General features: G+C 63.8%; 14 protein-coding genes. 5 read left to right on the forward strand and 9 right to left on the reverse strand.

Translation table 11 applies throughout. From position 1 onward, the window contains the following. Positions 1 to 93: 93 nt before the first annotated feature. The 9 genes from HJG45_RS10680 to HJG45_RS10720 all read right to left on the reverse strand — a co-directional run bounded on the left by HJG45_RS10680 (position 94) and on the right by HJG45_RS10720 (position 13,314). On the reverse strand, positions 94 to 1,149 hold the full coding sequence (locus tag HJG45_RS10680) for a toprim domain-containing protein (RefSeq protein WP_171612096.1): 1,056 nt from the start codon (positions 1,147 to 1,149) through the stop codon (positions 94 to 96). Continuing rightward, on the reverse strand, positions 1,149 to 5,462 hold the full coding sequence (locus HJG45_RS10685) for a strawberry notch family protein (protein ID WP_171612097.1): 4,314 nt from the start codon (positions 5,460 to 5,462) through the stop codon (positions 1,149 to 1,151). Before HJG45_RS10685 ends, HJG45_RS10680 begins: the two co-directional genes overlap by 1 nt. A 288-nt stretch (positions 5,463 to 5,750) precedes the next feature. Further along, positions 5,751 to 6,068, reverse strand: coding sequence for a hypothetical protein (locus HJG45_RS10690; protein WP_171612098.1), 318 nt, complete (start codon positions 6,066 to 6,068; stop codon positions 5,751 to 5,753). Positions 6,069 to 6,216: 148 nt separating this feature from the next. Then, positions 6,217 to 6,438: a hypothetical protein gene (locus HJG45_RS10695; RefSeq protein ID WP_171612099.1), complete on the reverse strand. Its 222-nt coding sequence runs from the start codon at positions 6,436 to 6,438 to the stop codon at positions 6,217 to 6,219. 53 nt (positions 6,439 to 6,491) lie between these two features. Then, positions 6,492 to 8,627, reverse strand: a complete 2,136-nt coding sequence (locus tag HJG45_RS10700) for a ParB/RepB/Spo0J family partition protein (RefSeq protein WP_171612100.1) — start codon at positions 8,625 to 8,627, stop codon at positions 6,492 to 6,494. Between the two features lie 221 nt (positions 8,628 to 8,848). Beyond that, positions 8,849 to 9,247: a response regulator gene (locus HJG45_RS10705; protein ID WP_171612101.1), complete on the reverse strand. Its 399-nt coding sequence runs from the start codon at positions 9,245 to 9,247 to the stop codon at positions 8,849 to 8,851. A gap of 193 nt (positions 9,248 to 9,440) precedes the next feature. Further along, on the reverse strand, positions 9,441 to 10,358 hold the full coding sequence (locus HJG45_RS10710) for a hypothetical protein (RefSeq protein WP_171612102.1): 918 nt from the start codon (positions 10,356 to 10,358) through the stop codon (positions 9,441 to 9,443). A 171-nt stretch (positions 10,359 to 10,529) separates the two neighbouring features. Then, entirely contained in the window at positions 10,530 to 11,723 is a 1,194-nt protein-coding gene (locus tag HJG45_RS10715) for a DUF932 domain-containing protein (RefSeq protein ID WP_171612154.1), read from the reverse strand. A 169-nt stretch (positions 11,724 to 11,892) separates the two neighbouring features. Beyond that, positions 11,893 to 13,314 carry an IS1182 family transposase gene (locus HJG45_RS10720; RefSeq protein WP_124084669.1) on the reverse strand — a complete coding sequence of 474 codons (1,422 nt, stop codon included), beginning with the start codon at positions 13,312 to 13,314 and terminating at the stop codon, positions 11,893 to 11,895. 205 nt (positions 13,315 to 13,519) lie between these two features. Between HJG45_RS10720 and HJG45_RS10725 the strand changes: the two genes are divergently transcribed. From HJG45_RS10725 to arsH, 5 genes are read left to right on the forward strand one after another with little or no spacing between them, the layout of a single operon-like run. Continuing rightward, complete coding sequence (locus HJG45_RS10725) at positions 13,520 to 13,891, forward strand: helix-turn-helix transcriptional regulator (protein WP_046845536.1); 372 nt, start codon at positions 13,520 to 13,522, stop codon at positions 13,889 to 13,891. Continuing rightward, positions 13,884 to 14,411: an arsenate reductase ArsC gene (locus tag HJG45_RS10730; protein ID WP_171612103.1), complete on the forward strand. Its 528-nt coding sequence runs from the start codon at positions 13,884 to 13,886 to the stop codon at positions 14,409 to 14,411. The genes HJG45_RS10725 and HJG45_RS10730 overlap by 8 nt, the downstream gene beginning before the upstream one ends. An 8-nt stretch (positions 14,412 to 14,419) precedes the next feature. Continuing rightward, positions 14,420 to 14,845: an arsenate reductase (glutaredoxin) gene (arsC, locus tag HJG45_RS10735; protein ID WP_124084670.1), complete on the forward strand. Its 426-nt coding sequence runs from the start codon at positions 14,420 to 14,422 to the stop codon at positions 14,843 to 14,845. Positions 14,846 to 14,854: 9 nt separating this feature from the next. Beyond that, a complete protein-coding gene (gene arsB / locus HJG45_RS10740) occupies positions 14,855 to 15,910 on the forward strand; it encodes an ACR3 family arsenite efflux transporter (protein WP_124084671.1) in 1,056 nt (351 codons plus the stop codon). After that, positions 15,910 to 16,626, forward strand: a complete 717-nt coding sequence (gene arsH, locus HJG45_RS10745; protein WP_098107553.1) for an arsenical resistance protein ArsH — start codon at positions 15,910 to 15,912, stop codon at positions 16,624 to 16,626. The genes arsB and arsH overlap by 1 nt, the downstream gene beginning before the upstream one ends. Positions 16,627 to 16,678: the final 52 nt, after the last annotated feature.

A 16,678-nucleotide genomic window follows, 5' to 3' on the forward strand; every position in this document is an offset into this window, starting at 1 on the left:
CCTCTGGAAGGCCGAGGCGCGGTCCTCTCCGATGGTGAGACGCATCCGGGCGAGCTTGACGGCCGCGCGGCGCTGCCAGCCTTTCCCTCCCGGCTATGGCGCTAGAGCCAGGAAGCGGGCGACGTCCTGCGGAGCGAGCTGGATACGGACGCCTGCTCGAAGTGCGCCGATGCCGAGCCTGCGGAGATCCTCGTTGAAGTCGCCAAGCGCCGGGGACAACGGAACAGCCTCGATCCCCTCGGCGTTCGCCCGTTCGACCAAGCTGTCCCGCGCTCCGTCACCGGCTGGGTCGTTGTCGCGGACGATATAGAGTCGACGAAGCGTGGGCGGGAACAGGATGGCGGCGAGATGTGCGGCTGAGAGTGCTGGGGCCATCGCCATGTCGGGCAAAACCTGTCGGAGTGACAGCATCGTCTCGATGCCTTCGCCAGCCGCCATCACGTCGCCGGGGATGCCGAAGCGAACCGCGTGGCCGAGCAGGTCGCCCATCGCCTTGCGCTGCGTGTCGATCGGCGCTTTGCCAAGCGTTGCCTCGGTGAGGCCGTGCGGATCGAGCCAAGTGCGATGTGCGCCGGTGAGCTGTCCGCTGAGATCGGTGACGGCGGCGATCATCGCTGGCCAGGTTTCGGTCGGACTGTGCTCGTCGGGCCGATAATAGCAGCGAGGATGGAATCGAAGGCTCGCCGTTTCGTGCAGAAGCGTAATGCCGCGATTGCGGAGATACGTCTCTACGAGCGTGCCTGCGATGGGATGCGACATGGCGAACAATCGTCGCGCGGCCTCGGCGGAGCCCGATGGCGCCGGAGTCGTATGTCGCTTCTGCGCGGACGATTCGGGATCGTGACGCGGTAGGCTGAGGAAGCTCCGCGCCTCCTCGGCAACGTCGGCGAAGTCCAATAGGCCGAGCGCCTCGCGGATCACGTCGAGCAGATCGCCATGCTCGCCCGTGGCGGCGTCGGTCCATTTGCCCGCCGGTCCTTTCGGGGAATCCCGCAGCCGGACGAACATGGATCGCCCGGCTACATTGCGAACATCGCCGACTTGCCAGTAGTTGCCTTGGCGCCGGCCGTTCGAGAGATAGCGGCGGCACACCGCCTCGGCCTGCTGGCCGAGACGATGTGCGAGATCGGAAGCGTCGTGAAGAGCCATCACGCGGCCTCCCGTTCGGAGATGCGCGCCACCGGATAGGTGTCGATCAGCTTGCTGAGGATGGTGGGACCGGAAGTCTCCACGGGGACGAAGAAGCGGAGCTTCCAACTGATGATCTCGCTGAACAGACCATAGGCGCGCAGGCGTTCGCGCATCGCCTCGGTGAAGCCGGTCAGCTCGATGCGGTTGGCGCCCATGACGCGCACGCGGCGAAGCTGAAGCCCCTCGGCAAGGTCGAGGATTGTCTGGCCTTCCGTCAGCGCGGCATAGGCGCTTTCAGCCGTGAGCGTGGTCGCGCCGGCCTGCGTGGCGTTCGCCGCCCAGGCTGGAGAGACACGACGGCCGATGATGCGCTCGCCGTTATCCGCCTGAAGGCGGTAAACCCGCGTCGACTCGTCCGGCAGCCGCTTCCACACCGGCAGCAACCGACCGGCGACAATATGAAGCGTGCTGTCGGCGAACGTCGGCACCTCGGAGACCTCGCGGTTCCAGGCCGCGGCGAAGGAATCGCGGTCGGCCCGTTGCCAGTGGCTGTCCGCCATCATCTTGTGCGAGGCGTAATGGTGCTCCATCGGCCGAACCAGCCGCACGCGGCGCTCGATTTCGCCATCGTCGAGCATGATGCTCGGCGCGGGGATCTGGACGGCCGCGCGACCCGAGCGTTCGTTCACCAGCAGGACCGCGCCCGGATCGGAGAGATAAGCGAGCGCTTCGGTGAGGGTGACTGGCCGATTGCGTCGGCGCTCGGTGATGGTCAGCAGCCGGCTTTCCGCGCCAGTAGCGGGGTGGGTGTAGATGGTGCGTCGGTCGGTGACGACGAAGCTCTCCGCGGTCAGCGTCTCCAGCCCCATGTCATAGATGCCGCTAGCGATGGCGCCCGCGATCTTCGCCTCGAGAAGCTGCTCGAAGGCGGTGAACAGGATGCCCTGCAATTCGATGGTCAGCGCTAGCAGCCGGTTGAGGAAGGTCGTGATCGGCGGCAGTTCGTCCTTGATGCCGTTAGAGTCCGTGAGCGAAAGCCCGGTGGCGGACTCGAAGCGGTCGAGCGAGCAATCCTCGATCTTGCCTCGCACAAGCAGGAGATAGAGCTGGCGCAGCGCGTCGCGGGCATACGGCGATTCCAGATTGTCCTCGGGCCGGAACAGCCCTTGGCCGCCCGTCTGACGCTGGCCCCGCGTGATCGCGCCCAGCGTGTCGAGACGCCGGGCGATCGTGCTGAGGAAGCGCTTCTCGGCCTTCACGTCCGTCGCGATCGGACGGAAGAGCGGCGGTTGCGCCTGATTGGTCCGGTTGGTGCGGCCGAGGCCCTGAATGGCCGCATCGGCCTTCCATCCCGGCTCAAGCAAGTAGTGAACGCGCAGGCGTTGGTTCCGAGCCGAAAGCTCGGCATGGTAGCTCCGGCCGGTGCCGCCGGCGTCCGAGAACACCAGCACGCGCTTCACATCGTCCATGAAGGCGGCCGTCTCGGCGAGATTGGCCGAGGGCGCGCGGTTCTCGACGACGAAGCGATCGCCCTTGCGAACGATGCGGCGCGAGCGTCCGGTCACTTCCGCCACCATGTCCGTGCCGAAGCGCTGGACGATCTGGTCGAGCGCACCAGGCACAGGCGGGAGCGAGGCGAGCCGTTCGATCAGCTCATCGCGCCGGGCGACAGCTTCGCGGCTCTCGACGGGCTGGCCGTCCCGATAGACCGGCCGCGAGGAAAGATTGCCTTCGCTGTCGGTGAAAGGCTCATAGAGTTGCACCGGGAAGGAATGGGCGAGATAGTCCAGCACATATTCCCGCGACGTGATGTCGACACGGACATCGTTCCATTCCTCGGTCGGGATCTCGGCCAGACGGCGCTCCATCAGCGCTTCGCCAGTGGACACGATCTGCACTACAGCGGCGTGGCCATCATCGAGATCGCGCTCGATCGAGCGGATCAGGGTCGGCGTCTTCATCGACGTCAACAGATGCCCGAAGAAGCGCTGCTTGGCGGCCTCGAACGCCGAGCGTGCGGCGGCCTTGGCCTGGCGGTTCAGCGTGCCGTCGGAGCCGGTAATGTTGGCGGCCTCCATCGCGGCGTCGAGATGGTTGTGAATGACGCTGAAGGCTCCGGCATAGGCGTCGTAGATGCGCCGCTGCTCGTCGGTGAGCGGGTGCTCGACCAGCTCATATTCCACGCCGTCATAGGAAAGCGAGCGTGCGGTATAGAGACCGAGCGAGCGCAGATCGCGCGCCAGAACCTCCATCGCCGCCACGCCGCCGTCGTCTATGGCGGTGACGAACTCGGCGCGCGTAGCGAATGGGAAATCCTCGCCACCCCAGAGACCGAGCCGCTGTGCGTAAGCCAGGTTGTGAACAGTTGTGGCGCCTGTGGCGGAGACATAGACAATGCGTGCGTTCGCGAGCGCGTGCTGAAGGCGCAGACCCGCGCGTCCCTGCTGTGAGGGAGCGACGTCGCCCCGCTCTCCCTTGCCGCCGCCGGCGTTCTGCATCGCGTGGCTCTCGTCGAAGATGAGCACTCCATCCCAATCTGAGCCCAACCATTCGACGATCTGCCGGACACGCGAAACCTTCTCGCCACGATCGTCGGAGCGTAGCGTGGCATAGGTCGTAAATAGGACGCCTTCCGCCAGGCTGATGGGCTTGCCCTGCGGGTAGCGGGACAGTGGCGTGATGAGCAGACGCTCCATGCCGAGGGCCGACCAATCACGCTGGGCGTCCTCCAGCAGCTTGTCGGACTTGCTGATCCAGACCGCCTTGCGGCGACCGCGCAGCCAGTTGTCGAGGATGATACCAGCGGCTTGGCGGCCCTTGCCCGCGCCGGTGCCATCGCCGAGCATGAAGCCGCGCCGGAAGCGGACGGTCCCCTCCGTGTCTTCGACGGCGGCGGAAACGAGGTCGAAAGTCTCGTCCACCGTCCACGATCCGGCGAGGTAGTCGTCATGGGCCTCGCCGGCATAGATAACCGTTTCGAGCTGGGCGTCGGAGAGCAGACCATCTAGGACGATGTTCGCCGGCAGCATGGGCCGGTAGCTGGGCTTGGGCGGCGCGACGCTCGCCATCGACGCCGACTGCACCAGCTTGGTCGGGTGCGACTGCGCGCCAGGGATGCGGATCGACTGAAGCGTATATTCTTCGTAGATCGCGTCTGTCAGTCGCGCGTCTTCCGGCGGCATCCAGTCCACCGTCTCATAGGCGAGTTCGACGCCTTCGGGCTCGATCGAAGCCAGCGCCGCCGGTCGGGTTGCGGCGCTGCGCGCAAGGTATCCGCGCACGGTGCGGGGAGTCGAAGACCCGGCTGAGACGACAGCCGTCTGCCGTGGTGCCGCCAAGCGGGCCGGCGCGTGCGCTTCGATCCAGCCAAGCAGCGTGGCGACGTCCGGCGCGATACCCGCCGATGTTGGAAACACAGCCGCGTCGGCGGCGGGGCGCTTGTCGACCACAATGAGCCGTGTGTCGATGGTCGTGCCGTGCTTGGCATAGACCGAGCCGTCGATAGTCGCGGTGAATACGATCGTGCCGCGTTCCTGAAGTCGGACGAAGGCGTCCCGCCAAGCCGGCAGGTCCGGCCCGAAATTGGCGCCGGTGATCGCCACCAGCCGTCCGCCATCAGCGAGCCGCGCCAGCGCCGAGGCGATATGCCGATAAGCCGTGTCGGCGACGCGGCCGGAGACGTTCGCCATCGCCGAGAAAGGCGGGTTCATCAGCACGACGCTGGGGATCGCCACCGGAGGGAGGTGATCGTCGATCTGGGCCGCGTCGAAGCGCGCGACGGTGACGGCCGGAAAGAGGGAGGCGAGCAGGTCGGCGCGGGTGTCGGCCAGCTCGTTGAGGAGGAGCGTGCCGCCAGTGATATCGGCCAGGATGGCGAGCAGGCCGGTGCCGGCGGAGGGCTCCAGCACGATGTCAGTCGGCATGATGGCTGCCGCCGTCACCGCGGCGAGGCCGAGCGGAACGGGTGTCGAGAATTGCTGGAACGCCTGGCTCTCTTCGGAGCGACGGGTATGCGTCGGCAGGAGACCAGTGATCTTCGACAAGGCGGAAAGCCGTGCAGACGGAGACGCGGCTTTACGGAAAAGCGCACGTCCGAATTTGCGAAGGAACAGAACGGTCGCGGCTTCGCAGGCGTCATAGGCAGCTTTCCAGTCCCAGGCGCCGGAGGCGTCAGAGGCGCCGAACGCGGTCTCCATTGCGGTGCGCAGGATCGTGGCGTCGACGCGCTGGCCGCGTTCGAGATGGCCGAGCAGGTGATGGGCGGCTGCGAGGATGGCCGGCGCAGGGGCAGCGGGCGCGACCGGAGCGGTCACGGGCGACATGATGTTCATGAGCGGGACTTTCAGGAGAGCGGGAACGGGAAAGCCCGGACGGCGCTCTCTCTCGACCGCCCGGACTCATTCCGTCCCGGCGGACCTCTCACTCTCAGGGCACGGCGGTAGCCTGCAAAAAAAGGCGCTCAGCCGTAGGGCGAGCGCTCCAGTATCAACCGATCGAATCCTGGGACGGGCTATCGCGCCCGACCCAGATCCACATGCGATACTCTCGATAATAGGTGACTGCGGTAGCGGACTGCGGCGGTGAGTTGTGAACAGCCGTGCGGGACAGGCACTATTGCATCAATAGTTGAGTGAGCATGGGCGTGCTGCCCATCGGGCCTGTCGGTGCTCATCGAATTTCGCGTCAATCACACGGCAGAGTCGGTCGCCTTCTTGCCGCACCGATGAGTCGATGCCTGCAATACGCAGGGCGACCGCAAGGCCCTCGCAATACTTGTCGACAAGCAATGCGGCGAGATCAGGCGTGTCGGCTCCGCGCTCGACATCATTCTGCTTCGACTGCGCGTAGGAGCGCAGATCGGACAACACGTTTACTTCAATGGCCTCAAGAAGGTGTGGCCAGATCGTTCCCGGCGGTAGATCCTTAAGAATCTGCATGTGCCCTCCTGTTGGTCATGTAGGTGGTTCCCGCAAATCGCGGCCTGGAAAGTGCAAATTGAATCACCGCTGATGCGGGCTCTCAATGGTGAAGGCGCAGATGATCGGCTCCTGACGCGAGACCGCTCGGCGCGCGGCTGGCTTGAGGTCAGTAGCCGAACTGCCATGACGGCCACGGCTGACCGTCATCGGCGGCGGCGACCGCTTCCGTCAGGTAAGCCGCATCGCCTTCGACGACGTTCGGATCGCGCACCGGCGTTTCGTCGATGACAACTACACGGCTAACCAAGCCGTCTTCGACCTCGACGTGAACGGGCACGAGATATTGGAAGACGACGCGGCGAGAGGTGGAGGGGTTCTCATCGAACATGGAATGTCTCCTTGAGAAAGGGGGAGCGACTTGCGCCGCTCCCTCTGTGCCCACTATTCGGCCGCGATCACCGCCAGCTCGCCGTCCTCGTCTTCGAGCGAGGTTTCTTCCTCGCCATCCTCGGTGAGGAAGTCCGGCAGCGCGGCATCGTCGCCGGGTTCGGCATCCGCCTGAGTCTCCACGGCCTGGCCGTCGAGGTCCACGAGCCGCAGCGGCTCGGGCAGCCAGCCGGTGTCGGCGAGGAGGCGTTCGGCTTCCTTAGCCATGTCGCCCTTCTTGAGGTGGTCAATGAGCTGGGCGGCTCGTTCACCGGCGCCTTCGCGGACGGCTTCGAGGATGCGTGCCTTGCTGACACGGTTGAGGTAGTTGCCGAAGGTCGGCCGCCAGCCCACCTCGACCATATCGAGCCCGGTCGCGCGCGCGAGGCGATCGGCCTGCGCGAGGCGGACATTGAGGCCATGCTCGCTGACGCCGCTCGCGCTAAGGGGATTCGGCCGCTCGTAGAGGGCGCTCACCCCGTAGCTCACGCAATGCGCAAGCAGGGCCAGGCGGCTGGTGTCGTCGAGCATCGTCAGCCAATTCCAGAGCGCGTCGTCGTTGGCCGGAATGTCCTGCTTCCAGGCTTCCTCGCGCTCGGCGACGTTCTTCGCCGAGAGGCTGTCCTTCAGATCGTCAGCCTGCGCTGGGAAGAAGACGTGCCGCACATTGGCGTGCAGGCAGCCCGGCGTGGAGTTGTGCAGGATGGTCTCGGAGACGAGCTTGTGGAGCAGCATCGTCATGGCAACATGCGGATTTTGCGCCACGGCGTCGCGCAACGCGAGGGTGCGGTGCGCGGTCAGCTCGATGACGAGACGCTCGGGCAGCGGCTTGATGCCATCGTCCTCATCCTCTTCCGTCTCAGTGGGCTGGCCACCGATGGTGATGACGGCGCGCTGAACGGTCGGAGCCGCCGGATCGCTGTCGTCTGCGACCGGGGCCTCACCGCGTTCGGTCTCGACCGGAAGCTCGTCCTCGGGGCGGACATAGCCGCGATCCACCACGAGCGAACCTTCGCTGTCGATGCTGACGAAGGCGCCGCCGATGGCGATGTCGGCCGGATCGTAGATCACCGGGCGCTGCTCGAAGGCATCGAGCGCCTGCTCGATTTCCCCCAGCCGCTGGTCGATCTCGTCGGGCAGCTCGTCGGCTTCCGCATATTCGGATTCGAGACGATCATATTCGTCACGAAGCGCCTCGCGGGCGGCGCGCTCGTCGTCGGTCATATCGACCGTGACGCCGGTCAGCTCACGCAGGCCGTAATCGTGACCGTAGGGGAAGCCGACCGCCACCTCGATCCACTTCCAGCCCTCGCTGGCGATTTCTTCGGCCGCGGCCTTCAGCTTCTCGGCGACCAGGTGATCGAGCAGCGCGGGATCTTGCAGCCATCCGCCGTCGTCATCCTGAAAGAGGTCGCGCAGAATGCTGCCGCCGGCGGCCTCATAGACATCTAGCCCGACGAACACCGCCCGCTTGTCGGATGCGCGCACGGTGGTCTCCGTCAACATACGCTTGATCTGATGGGGCTCCTTCGACCACGAATTGCGGACGTTCTCCCAGACCTGTTCCTGACGCGCGTGATCGTCCGTCACGGTGAACGCCATGAGCTGTTCCAGCGTCATGCCGTCGTCGGCATAGACATCGAGCAACGTCGGCGACACCGAAGCGAGCCGCAGACGCTGTTTGACCACCTGCACCGGCACGAAGAAGGCCGCCGCGATGGCTTCCTCGGTCATGCCCTTTTCGCGCATGGTCTGGAAGGCGCGGAACTGATCGAGGGGATGGAGCGGCGCGCGCTCGATGTTTTCGGCCAGCGAAAGCTCGTCGATGAGGATGTCACTGTCCGCACGCGACACGACGCACGGCACCGGCGCGGTCTTGGCCAGGCGCTTCTGCTTTACTAGCAGCTCGAGCGCGCGATAGCGCCGCCCGCCCGCCGGCACCTCGAACATGCCGGTTTCCTGACCGTCGGCGTCGAGCACCGGCCGAACATGGAGGCTCTGGATGAGGCCGCGACGCGCGATCGAGGCCGCCAGGTCTTCGATCGAGACGCCGGACTTCACGCGCCGGACGTTCGCCTGGCTCAGCACCAGCTTGTTGAAGGGGATGTCGCGTGACGACGACAGGGTGATCTTTTGAACGGCAGTAGCCATCGGGATTTACTCCGCGACGGGCGGCCGAGAGCCTCTCTCTCGACCTCCGACCCGTCACGAAATCCCGGCCCTCCTCTCCCTCTTTCTGGTCCCTCCGAAGCGCCATTCCGACAAAGCACGCCGGTTGAGACGCGCGCTGTTCGCTGAAGGTTGTGCTTGATATGGACCCCGCTCCCCGGAATGGGAGCGGACCTGAGAACCCGCCGGTCGGGGCGGACCAGCTACAAGTGTGTCGGGGAGTCGTCACCCAGATGGTGGCGAATGCGCTCGGCAACGAAGGAACGAATATAGGGTTTGGCGATCGGGCCGTCGTCACACAACGCGCGCAACTCATTGGCAGCGTTGATAACACCTGACGTCAAAATCAACTTGATGTCGGGTCGATGCTCGCGCATCCATTTCGCGAGACCTATGCCGTCCATGCTGCCCGGCATTTGGATGTCGGAAAATACGAGATGGATAATGTGGCCCGACATGATCCTCTCGATGGCTCCATCCGCGCTGTTCGCAATTAGAACCTCGAATCCGGATTCGGCCAGGTAAGTGGCTATGTCGGTCGCGATAAAATAGTCGTCCTCGACAACCAGGATCGTGTGCGATGCTGCTTCGGCGAATGCCATGCTCCCCCCGCACGCGATTGGTTGGGAACCTCTTCAATGGTCCATAAGAAGGGTAAATGCCCTTTTACGCTCATGGTTCCCAGAAGTCAGGCAAGATTGGTGTTGTGGGAACGGCACCGTGAATTGACTGGCTAGGCAATCGGTCGCGACTATAATAGCTGCCGATGCGGATGCCCCCGTCTGCTGCAGCGCGTCAGACGCCGCACATACCCTCGCATTCGTTCGGCCAGAGATCGAGCTGGCCGCGATCGGTGTCGGTCGTAAGATCTGCCTGATCGAGTGGCACGGCGGAGCGGTGAAGATAGACCTCGCCACGGATGCCTCGAAACCCGGTGCGTATGGCATGATCGACCGACACCGCATCGGCCCAGGCGTTGGCGTCGTGGTCGCGCATGTGCCGCCAATGATCGTCGGAGTGGAATGGACAGCCGATGCAGGCGCTCTTGGGCGGGAGCGGATATTCGTGCCGTTCCAGCCAGCGCACGCAATCTCGCCGGGTCATTCCATGCTCGATCAGGGGCCAGCGATTGACCTGCCAGTCCTCGAACGAGGGCTTCATGCGAAGGGCCTCGTCGAGCGAGATGCCGATCCACTGTTCGGCGACTGGCGATTTGGGCGAGCGTCGGCCAGCGATGCCGAGCAGCTCGCGCACCTTTCGTCGTATCGGCACGATTTTGTAGTCGCCGGTGCATTGCCGGCGGATCATGCCGACGCCGACGCGATCGGTCTTCAGGATGCGCGAGCCCACGACGATGAGGTCGCCATTATCGTCCTCGTCATAGACGGGCAGTTCGGTGCCCGTCGGCGTGACATTGCGGGTGAAAGCCGGAATCGACGCCCAGCGCTTGCCCTGCGCTCCCGCGAGCAGATCGGTGCGCAGATCGCCCGCCGAGACGATATGGACGGGGAATGGCAGGACGTTCGGCGATCTCAACCAGGCCAGATGCTCATAGACGGCTTGTGGCTCCCAGCCGGTATCCGCGAAGACGGCGCAATCCGGCATAGGGCTGACCTCGCCGCGTGCGGCCATCAAGGCGAGCGTTGTCGATTGAACCCCAGCACCCAGGCTGAGAATACGCAGGCGGATTCCTTCGGACGGCTCCGTGAACATCGCGATTTACTCCGCGATGGGCGCCGGGGGCTGTCCCCCGGCCTTCAACCCATCACGAAGCGAGGCGCGGCCCTCGCATTCGGAGAGGACCGCGCCGTAGCGAAGCGGAAACGGAGAAGCGAAGGCGCAAAGCCGGAGATGCTGAAAATCGTATCCCCGGCGTTACGGAAGTCAGGCGGCTCGATCCATGAGCTTCTTCGCCTTGGCCTCCATATCGAGGCGAACGTCCTGGTGGGGTTTGTCGCGCGCAACAGCGGTGATACCGGCCACAAAATCGAAGATGCTCTCGGGAGGCCGCCCTTCTTCAGCCAGCACCGTGTCGATGATCTTGCCGGTCTCCGCCTTGGAGAACCCCCGGCGGCGCAGAAACTCGATGCGATCCTCGTCGCTCTTCGCCACGATCCGCTCACGGGCGGCCTTGATGCCGTTGACGAAGGGCATTGGCGAGGAGTTGGCGAAGTTGAGCAGCGCCGGCGCCGCCTCGTGCGCAAACCGATTGGCGGCGTATTTCGAGTGGCGGATGGTAATCTCCTCGAAATCCTCCACGCCCCAGAGGTTTCGATTCTGGCAGACCGCGCGGAGATAGAAGCTCGCCATGCCGAGCGTCCTGGCGCCGACTTCTGAATTCCAGACGTAGAAGCCCCGGAAGTAAAGGTCCGGCGAGCCGTCGGGCAGCCGGCCGGCCTCGATGGGATTCAGGTCATCGACCAGGAACAGGAAGACATCCCGGTCGGAGGCGTAGAGGGTGGTGGTGTCCTTGGAGATGTCGACGCGCGGATTGTAGATTCCCGTCGACCAGTCGAGCACGCCCGGCACCTTCCACCGCGTATCGCCGGTGCCGTTGCCGGCGATACGCTGCACCGCCTCGACCAACTCATAGTCGAAGATCCGCCCATAGTCGGGTCCGGTGACGGCGCGCAGCTCGACACGGCCATCGTCGGTCTCCAGCGTCTTGATCTGTTCGGCACGGTTGGAGGTCAGGCCGTATTGCAGGTTGATGCCCGCGAGCGCCGCCGGAAGCTGCCGCAGATAGGCGGCGGGAGCGCCGACCTGGCTCGCGAGTTGGCCGAAGCTCCAGTGCGTCGGCGCAACCGGCGTGTCGGCGCCGGGCAGCATCAACGCCAGTCGTTCGGGATTGTCGCGGCTCGCCTCGACGTGGATGAGCGCGCTTTCGACCACCCGCGTCCGGCTGCGCTCGGCGCGGTTCCGCACCGAGCGGGCCAGCTCGTTCAGGGACAGATAACGCTGATCGGCGGGCCGGGAAAACCACTCCGACGAAACGCGGCCGATGCGCTCACCGCGGCTGACATCCACCTTATAGCCACCGCTCGGATCGCGGTGGGCGTCAAGAACCTGCATATTCATGGGATCAATCTCCATGACGGGCGCCGGAGACCTCTTCTCCAGCCTTAAACCCGTCATGGGAAATCGGTCCGCACTCTCACTCTCAGGGGGCGTTGCGGGGCAGGCTGTGCAGAAACTCAGCGAGGACTCGATGCGGCCGCGATGACGCAAACCGAATAGAGCGGGGTTCTCAGCCCCGCGACATCAGCGCTCCGGTTCCGAAGGCGTTCGAAGCGCGGATAATGTTGAATGCCAGGACCGAGAGGGCAGCTTCGGCTTTCACCCGCCGCAAACCGCGGGTCAGGAAGCGACCTCCGCCAGACATTCGCTTGATGGTGCCGAAGGGATGCTCGACCGTGCAGCGCCGGATCGTCATAAGATCAGGTTTCTCCTGAACCCGACGTTCCATCCGATCGAGCGCGCCCTGATCCACGAGCCTGTGAATGGTGCGCTGATATCCCGGCGTACACTGCTGTTTGATCTGGCAAGTCTGGCAGGCGGGCGTTCTGTAACGGATCGCCCGATTTCGGGTATGCTTGCCCTTGGGATACATGGTTTCACCAGCAGGGCAGCGGATCGTGTCGGTCTGCTCGTCATGGACGAATTGCACGGGGCGGAAGTATTGCGCGCTCATGGCCCCGCGCTTGATCGGCGCTGCCACGCGGACACCGTCCTGTTCGCAACGCGCGACTTCCTGCGCGTTCGAGTAGCCTCCGTCCGCCAGCACTTCGAGCTGGTCGACGTCGAGCACTTCTTTTGCCGCTATCGCCATTGGATGCAGCAACTGGCTGTCGTTGGCTTCGTTGGCGACATCGTTGTGAATGATCAGCCCGCTTTCGATATCGACGACACTCTGGAGATTATAGGCCGGGAACTTCGGCGCCCGACCATATCCCATTGGTCGTGCATCCGGCTCTCCGAAGACCACGACGTTGGTATCATGCTCAGCAAGTTCGGCCTGCCGCTTTTCCAAGCGCTGCTTACGGCGTTCGAGTGACGCGATCGCGCTGGCAAACGCCGCGCGATTGACCGTCTGATCGCGCGCGCCCGCCGAGTGTTGATCTGCTATGTTGAGGCGGTCGAGATAGTAGGCGATTTCTGTTTCGGTATGAGCGATGTCGCGTGCCAGACGATCCGCTCCTGCAATATTCTTCGCGCTGGCAACCGCCCGCATCTTTGTTCCGTCCAGCGCCACCTTGCCAGGAGTGACCAAGCCGTTCTCGCGACAGAAGCTGATGAATGCGGCCCCCGTGCGGATGATCGCTTCGGGGTTGTCGTGCCGGAACGCCGCAATGGTCCGATAGTCCGGGGTCATGCGCCGCATCAGCCAGATGGCCTCCAGATCGCGCTGGCAGGCGCGCTCCAATTGTCGCGATGAACGCAACTGGTTCAGGTAGCCCCAGATGTAGAGCCGCAGCATGTCGCCGGGGTGATAGCCAGGTCGTCCTGTCGGGGCAGAGACGGTGCGCTCGAAGCCGAGCGCCGTGAGATCGAGGGTTTCGACGAAGGCATCAATGACGCGGACGAGAGAGTCCTGCGACACGTAATCTTCAACACAGGCGGGCAGCAGTAACGGCTGGCTCCGGTCATATCCCTCAATAAAGCGTCCCATCGTGCCCCCGTCCCGCAAATAATTAAGTGTACCATCCGCAGGTGAATAACCCCAGTAAATGCTTGGCAATACGAGCAATATCTACTGAGCGCGCTTGGGCTTCCCGTCCTCACTGTTCGGCGGCGCTGTCCAGCTACCCGACCAGGTGGAAACTTCGGATCGTCCCTGCCTAGACTCTCGCCAATATGTCGATTAGTCTCGACATATGGAATCAGATAATGCCATCCTCGCTTTCGCCGCGCTCGCGCAACCGACCCGACTCGACGTGTTCCGTCTACTGATGGAGCATGAGCCGGACGGGTTGCCCGCAGGCGAGATCGCCCGCAGGTTAGATGTCCCCCACAATACGATGTCCACACATCTGGCGACGCTGACGCGCGCCAGCCTGATAGAGGCGGAGCGGCATAGCCGGTCGATCATTTATCGGGCAAGGCTCGACGCCGTTCGCGCGCTTGCCAGCTTTCTCGTCAAGGATTGCTGCGGCGGCCGACCCGAGATCTGCGCGCCGCTGATCGCCGATTTTTCCCCTTGCTGCTCACCGCAAACCCTCACCGCAAAGGAGGCCACTCATGACTGACCGCATCTTCAACGTCCTGTTCCTCTGCACCGGCAATTCGGCGCGCTCAATCCTCGCGGAAAGCATCCTGAACAAGGATGGCGAAGGCCGATTTCGTGCCTTCTCTGCCGGGTCGCAACCCAAGGGGGCGGTCAATCCCTTCGCGCTGAAGGTGCTGAAGAGCTTCGACTACCCCTCTGAAGGCTTCCGCTCGAAGGGTTGGGAAGAGTTTGCTGGGCCTGATGCGCCTGTTATGGATTTCGTGTTCACCGTCTGCGACAACGCCGCCGGCGAAACCTGCCCTGTCTGGCCTGGCCAGCCGATGACAGCTCATTGGGGCATCGAAGACCCTGCCGCCGTCGATGGGCCGGATATCCAGAAGGAAGCCGCCTTCGTTGCGGCCTTCCGCTACATGAAGAACCGCATCTCGGCGTTCACGTCCCTGCCGGTTGCTAGTCTCGACAAGGCGTCGCTGCGCACGAAGCTGACAGAGATCGGCCAATCAGATGGCGCGTCGTCTCCCAGAAGCAGCGCGGCGTGAGGCAAGCCATGGATGTCATCATCTATCACAACCCGGATTGCGGGACTTCGCGCAACACCTTGGCGATGATCCGCAATGCGGGCGTCGAGCCGCATGTCATCGAATATCTGAAGACGCCGCCATCTCGGGACATGCTGACTCGGCTTATCGCGCGCATGGGTATATCTGCGCGAGAGCTGCTCCGTGAGAAAGGCACGCCTTATGCCGAACTTGGCCTTGGCGACCCGGCTCTGAGCGAGGCGCAATTGCTCGATGCCATGATGGCGCATCCTATCCTGATCAACCGACCCATCGTCGTCAGCCCTAAGGGCGTCCGGCTCTGCCGACCGTCCGAGGACGTGCTCGACCTGCTGCCGCCGCAACGCGGCGCGTTCGTCAAGGAAGACGGCGAGCGCGTGATCGACGAACACGGCCAGCGTGTCGCAACGGCCTGAGGGAATTGCATGTCCACCTTTGAACGCTACCTGACCCTCTGGGTCGCGCTGTGCATTGTCGTCGGCATCGCGCTCGGCCATTTTCTGCCGGGCGCATTTCATGCCATCGGCGCGATGGAAATTGCCAAGGTCAACCTGCCGGTGGCGGTGCTGATCTGGCTGATGGTCATCCCTATGCTGCTCAAGATCGACTTCGCTGCGCTTGGTGAGGTCGGCCGCCACTGGCGCGGCATCGGCGTAACGCTGTTCATCAACTGGGCGGTAAAACCGTTCTCGATGGCGCTACTGGGCTGGTTGTTCATCGGCTGGCTGTTCCGGCCCTATCTACCTGCCGACCAGATCGACAGTTACATTGCCGGCCTCATCATCCTTGCAGCCGCGCCATGCACGGCCATGGTGTTTGTCTGGTCGAACCTGACCAAGGGTGAACCGCATTTCACATTGAGCCAGGTCGCCCTCAACGACGCGATCATGGTCGTCGCCTTTGCGCCGATTGTCGGCCTGCTGCTGGGCCTGTCAGCCATCACCGTGCCGTGGGGCACGCTGGTCCTGTCGGTCGTCCTCTATATCGTCATTCCCGTCATCATCGCGCAGATCATCCGTCGCCGGATGCTGACAAGTGGCGGGCAGGCAGCGCTTGACCGGCTGCTTGCAAAGCTCGGCCCGGCTTCTCTCGTCGCTTTGCTGGCGACGCTTGTTTTGCTGTTCGGATTTCAGGGCGAGCAGATCATCGCGCAGCCGGCCATCATCGGCCTGCTGGCAGTGCCGATCCTGATTCAGGTCTATTTCAACTCCGGCCTTGCCTATCTGCTCAACCGGCTTGCCGGCGAACAACATTGCGTTGCCGGTCCCTCGGCGCTGATCGGCGCGTCAAATTTCTTCGAACTGGCGGTTGCCGCCGCCATCAGCCTGTTCGGTTTTCACTCGGGTGCGGCGCTCGCCACCGTTGTCGGGGTGCTGATCGAAGTGCCGGTGATGCTCTCGGTCGTCTGGATCGTGAACCGCTCCAAAGGCTGGTATGAGCGTGGCGGCAAGGTGTCCGAACTCGCGAAAGAGCAGCGTTGATGCCGGACGATCTTCCCAATCTTGATGCCGGCTGCGTTGATACTCCCAGCCTTGGTCGGCTGCGCGTAACCGACCCTTCTACCCATCCGCCGCGTATCCTGCTGCTTTATGGCTCGCTCCGCGAGCGATCCTACAGCCGTTTCCTGACATTCGAGGCCGAGCGCCTGCTGAAACACTTTGGCGCGGAAACACGCATCTTCGATCCGCATGGCCTGCCATTGCCGGACGGCGCCGAGGTCAGGCATCCGAAAGTGCAGGAACTGCGAGAGCTCTCGCTCTGGTCGGAAGGCCAGGTCTGGACCAGCCCGGAGCGGCACGGCGCAATGAGCGCGGTGATGAAGGCGCAGATCGACTGGATTCCCCTTTCGGTCGGCGCGGTAAGGCCAACGCAGGGCCGGACACTCGCGGTGATGCAGGTCTCCGGCGGCTCGCAGAGCTTCAACGCCGTCAACCAGATGCGTGTGCTCGGCCGCTGGATGCGCATGGTGACGATCCCCAACCAGTCCTCCGTCGCCAAGGCCTTTCAGGAGTTCGACGATGCGGGCCGGATGAAACCGTCCTCCTATTATGATCGAGTGGTCGACGTAATGGAGGAACTGATGAAGTTTACGCTTCTGACGCGCGACGTCTCACCCTACCTGACCGACCGCTATTCCGAGCGCAAGGAGAGCGGCGAGGCCCTGATGCAGCGGGTCAATCTGACGGCTGCAACCTGAGAATCTATCCCGCGCCGATCGCACGTCATCGCTCGCAAGAATGCCCCAACCA

The organism is Roseicella sp. DB1501 (assembly GCF_013112485.1).
Lineage (GTDB): Bacteria > Pseudomonadota > Alphaproteobacteria > Acetobacterales > Acetobacteraceae > Paracraurococcus.

What these genes read in the sequence shown, in the direction of transcription:
- HJG45_RS10680 (WP_171612096.1), bottom strand. Translation starts at nt 1,149, where the DNA reads ATGGCTCTTCACGACGCTTCCGATCTCGCACATCGTCTCGGCCAGCAG.
- HJG45_RS10685 (WP_171612097.1), bottom strand. Translation starts at nt 5,462, where the DNA reads ATGAACATCATGTCGCCCGTGACCGCTCCGGTCGCGCCCGCTGCCCCT.
- HJG45_RS10690 (WP_171612098.1), bottom strand. Translation starts at nt 6,068, where the DNA reads ATGCAGATTCTTAAGGATCTACCGCCGGGAACGATCTGGCCACACCTT.
- HJG45_RS10695 (WP_171612099.1), bottom strand. Translation starts at nt 6,438, where the DNA reads ATGTTCGATGAGAACCCCTCCACCTCTCGCCGCGTCGTCTTCCAATAT.
- HJG45_RS10700 (WP_171612100.1), bottom strand. Translation starts at nt 8,627, where the DNA reads ATGGCTACTGCCGTTCAAAAGATCACCCTGTCGTCGTCACGCGACATC.
- HJG45_RS10705 (WP_171612101.1), bottom strand. Translation starts at nt 9,247, where the DNA reads ATGGCATTCGCCGAAGCAGCATCGCACACGATCCTGGTTGTCGAGGAC.
- HJG45_RS10710 (WP_171612102.1), bottom strand. Translation starts at nt 10,358, where the DNA reads ATGTTCACGGAGCCGTCCGAAGGAATCCGCCTGCGTATTCTCAGCCTG.
- HJG45_RS10715 (WP_171612154.1), bottom strand. Translation starts at nt 11,723, where the DNA reads ATGAATATGCAGGTTCTTGACGCCCACCGCGATCCGAGCGGTGGCTAT.
- HJG45_RS10720 (WP_124084669.1), bottom strand. Translation starts at nt 13,314, where the DNA reads ATGGGACGCTTTATTGAGGGATATGACCGGAGCCAGCCGTTACTGCTG.
- HJG45_RS10725 (WP_046845536.1), top strand. Translation starts at nt 13,520, where the DNA reads ATGGAATCAGATAATGCCATCCTCGCTTTCGCCGCGCTCGCGCAACCG.
- HJG45_RS10730 (WP_171612103.1), top strand. Translation starts at nt 13,884, where the DNA reads ATGACTGACCGCATCTTCAACGTCCTGTTCCTCTGCACCGGCAATTCG.
- arsC (WP_124084670.1), top strand. Translation starts at nt 14,420, where the DNA reads ATGGATGTCATCATCTATCACAACCCGGATTGCGGGACTTCGCGCAAC.
- arsB (WP_124084671.1), top strand. Translation starts at nt 14,855, where the DNA reads ATGTCCACCTTTGAACGCTACCTGACCCTCTGGGTCGCGCTGTGCATT.
- arsH (WP_098107553.1), top strand. Translation starts at nt 15,910, where the DNA reads ATGCCGGACGATCTTCCCAATCTTGATGCCGGCTGCGTTGATACTCCC.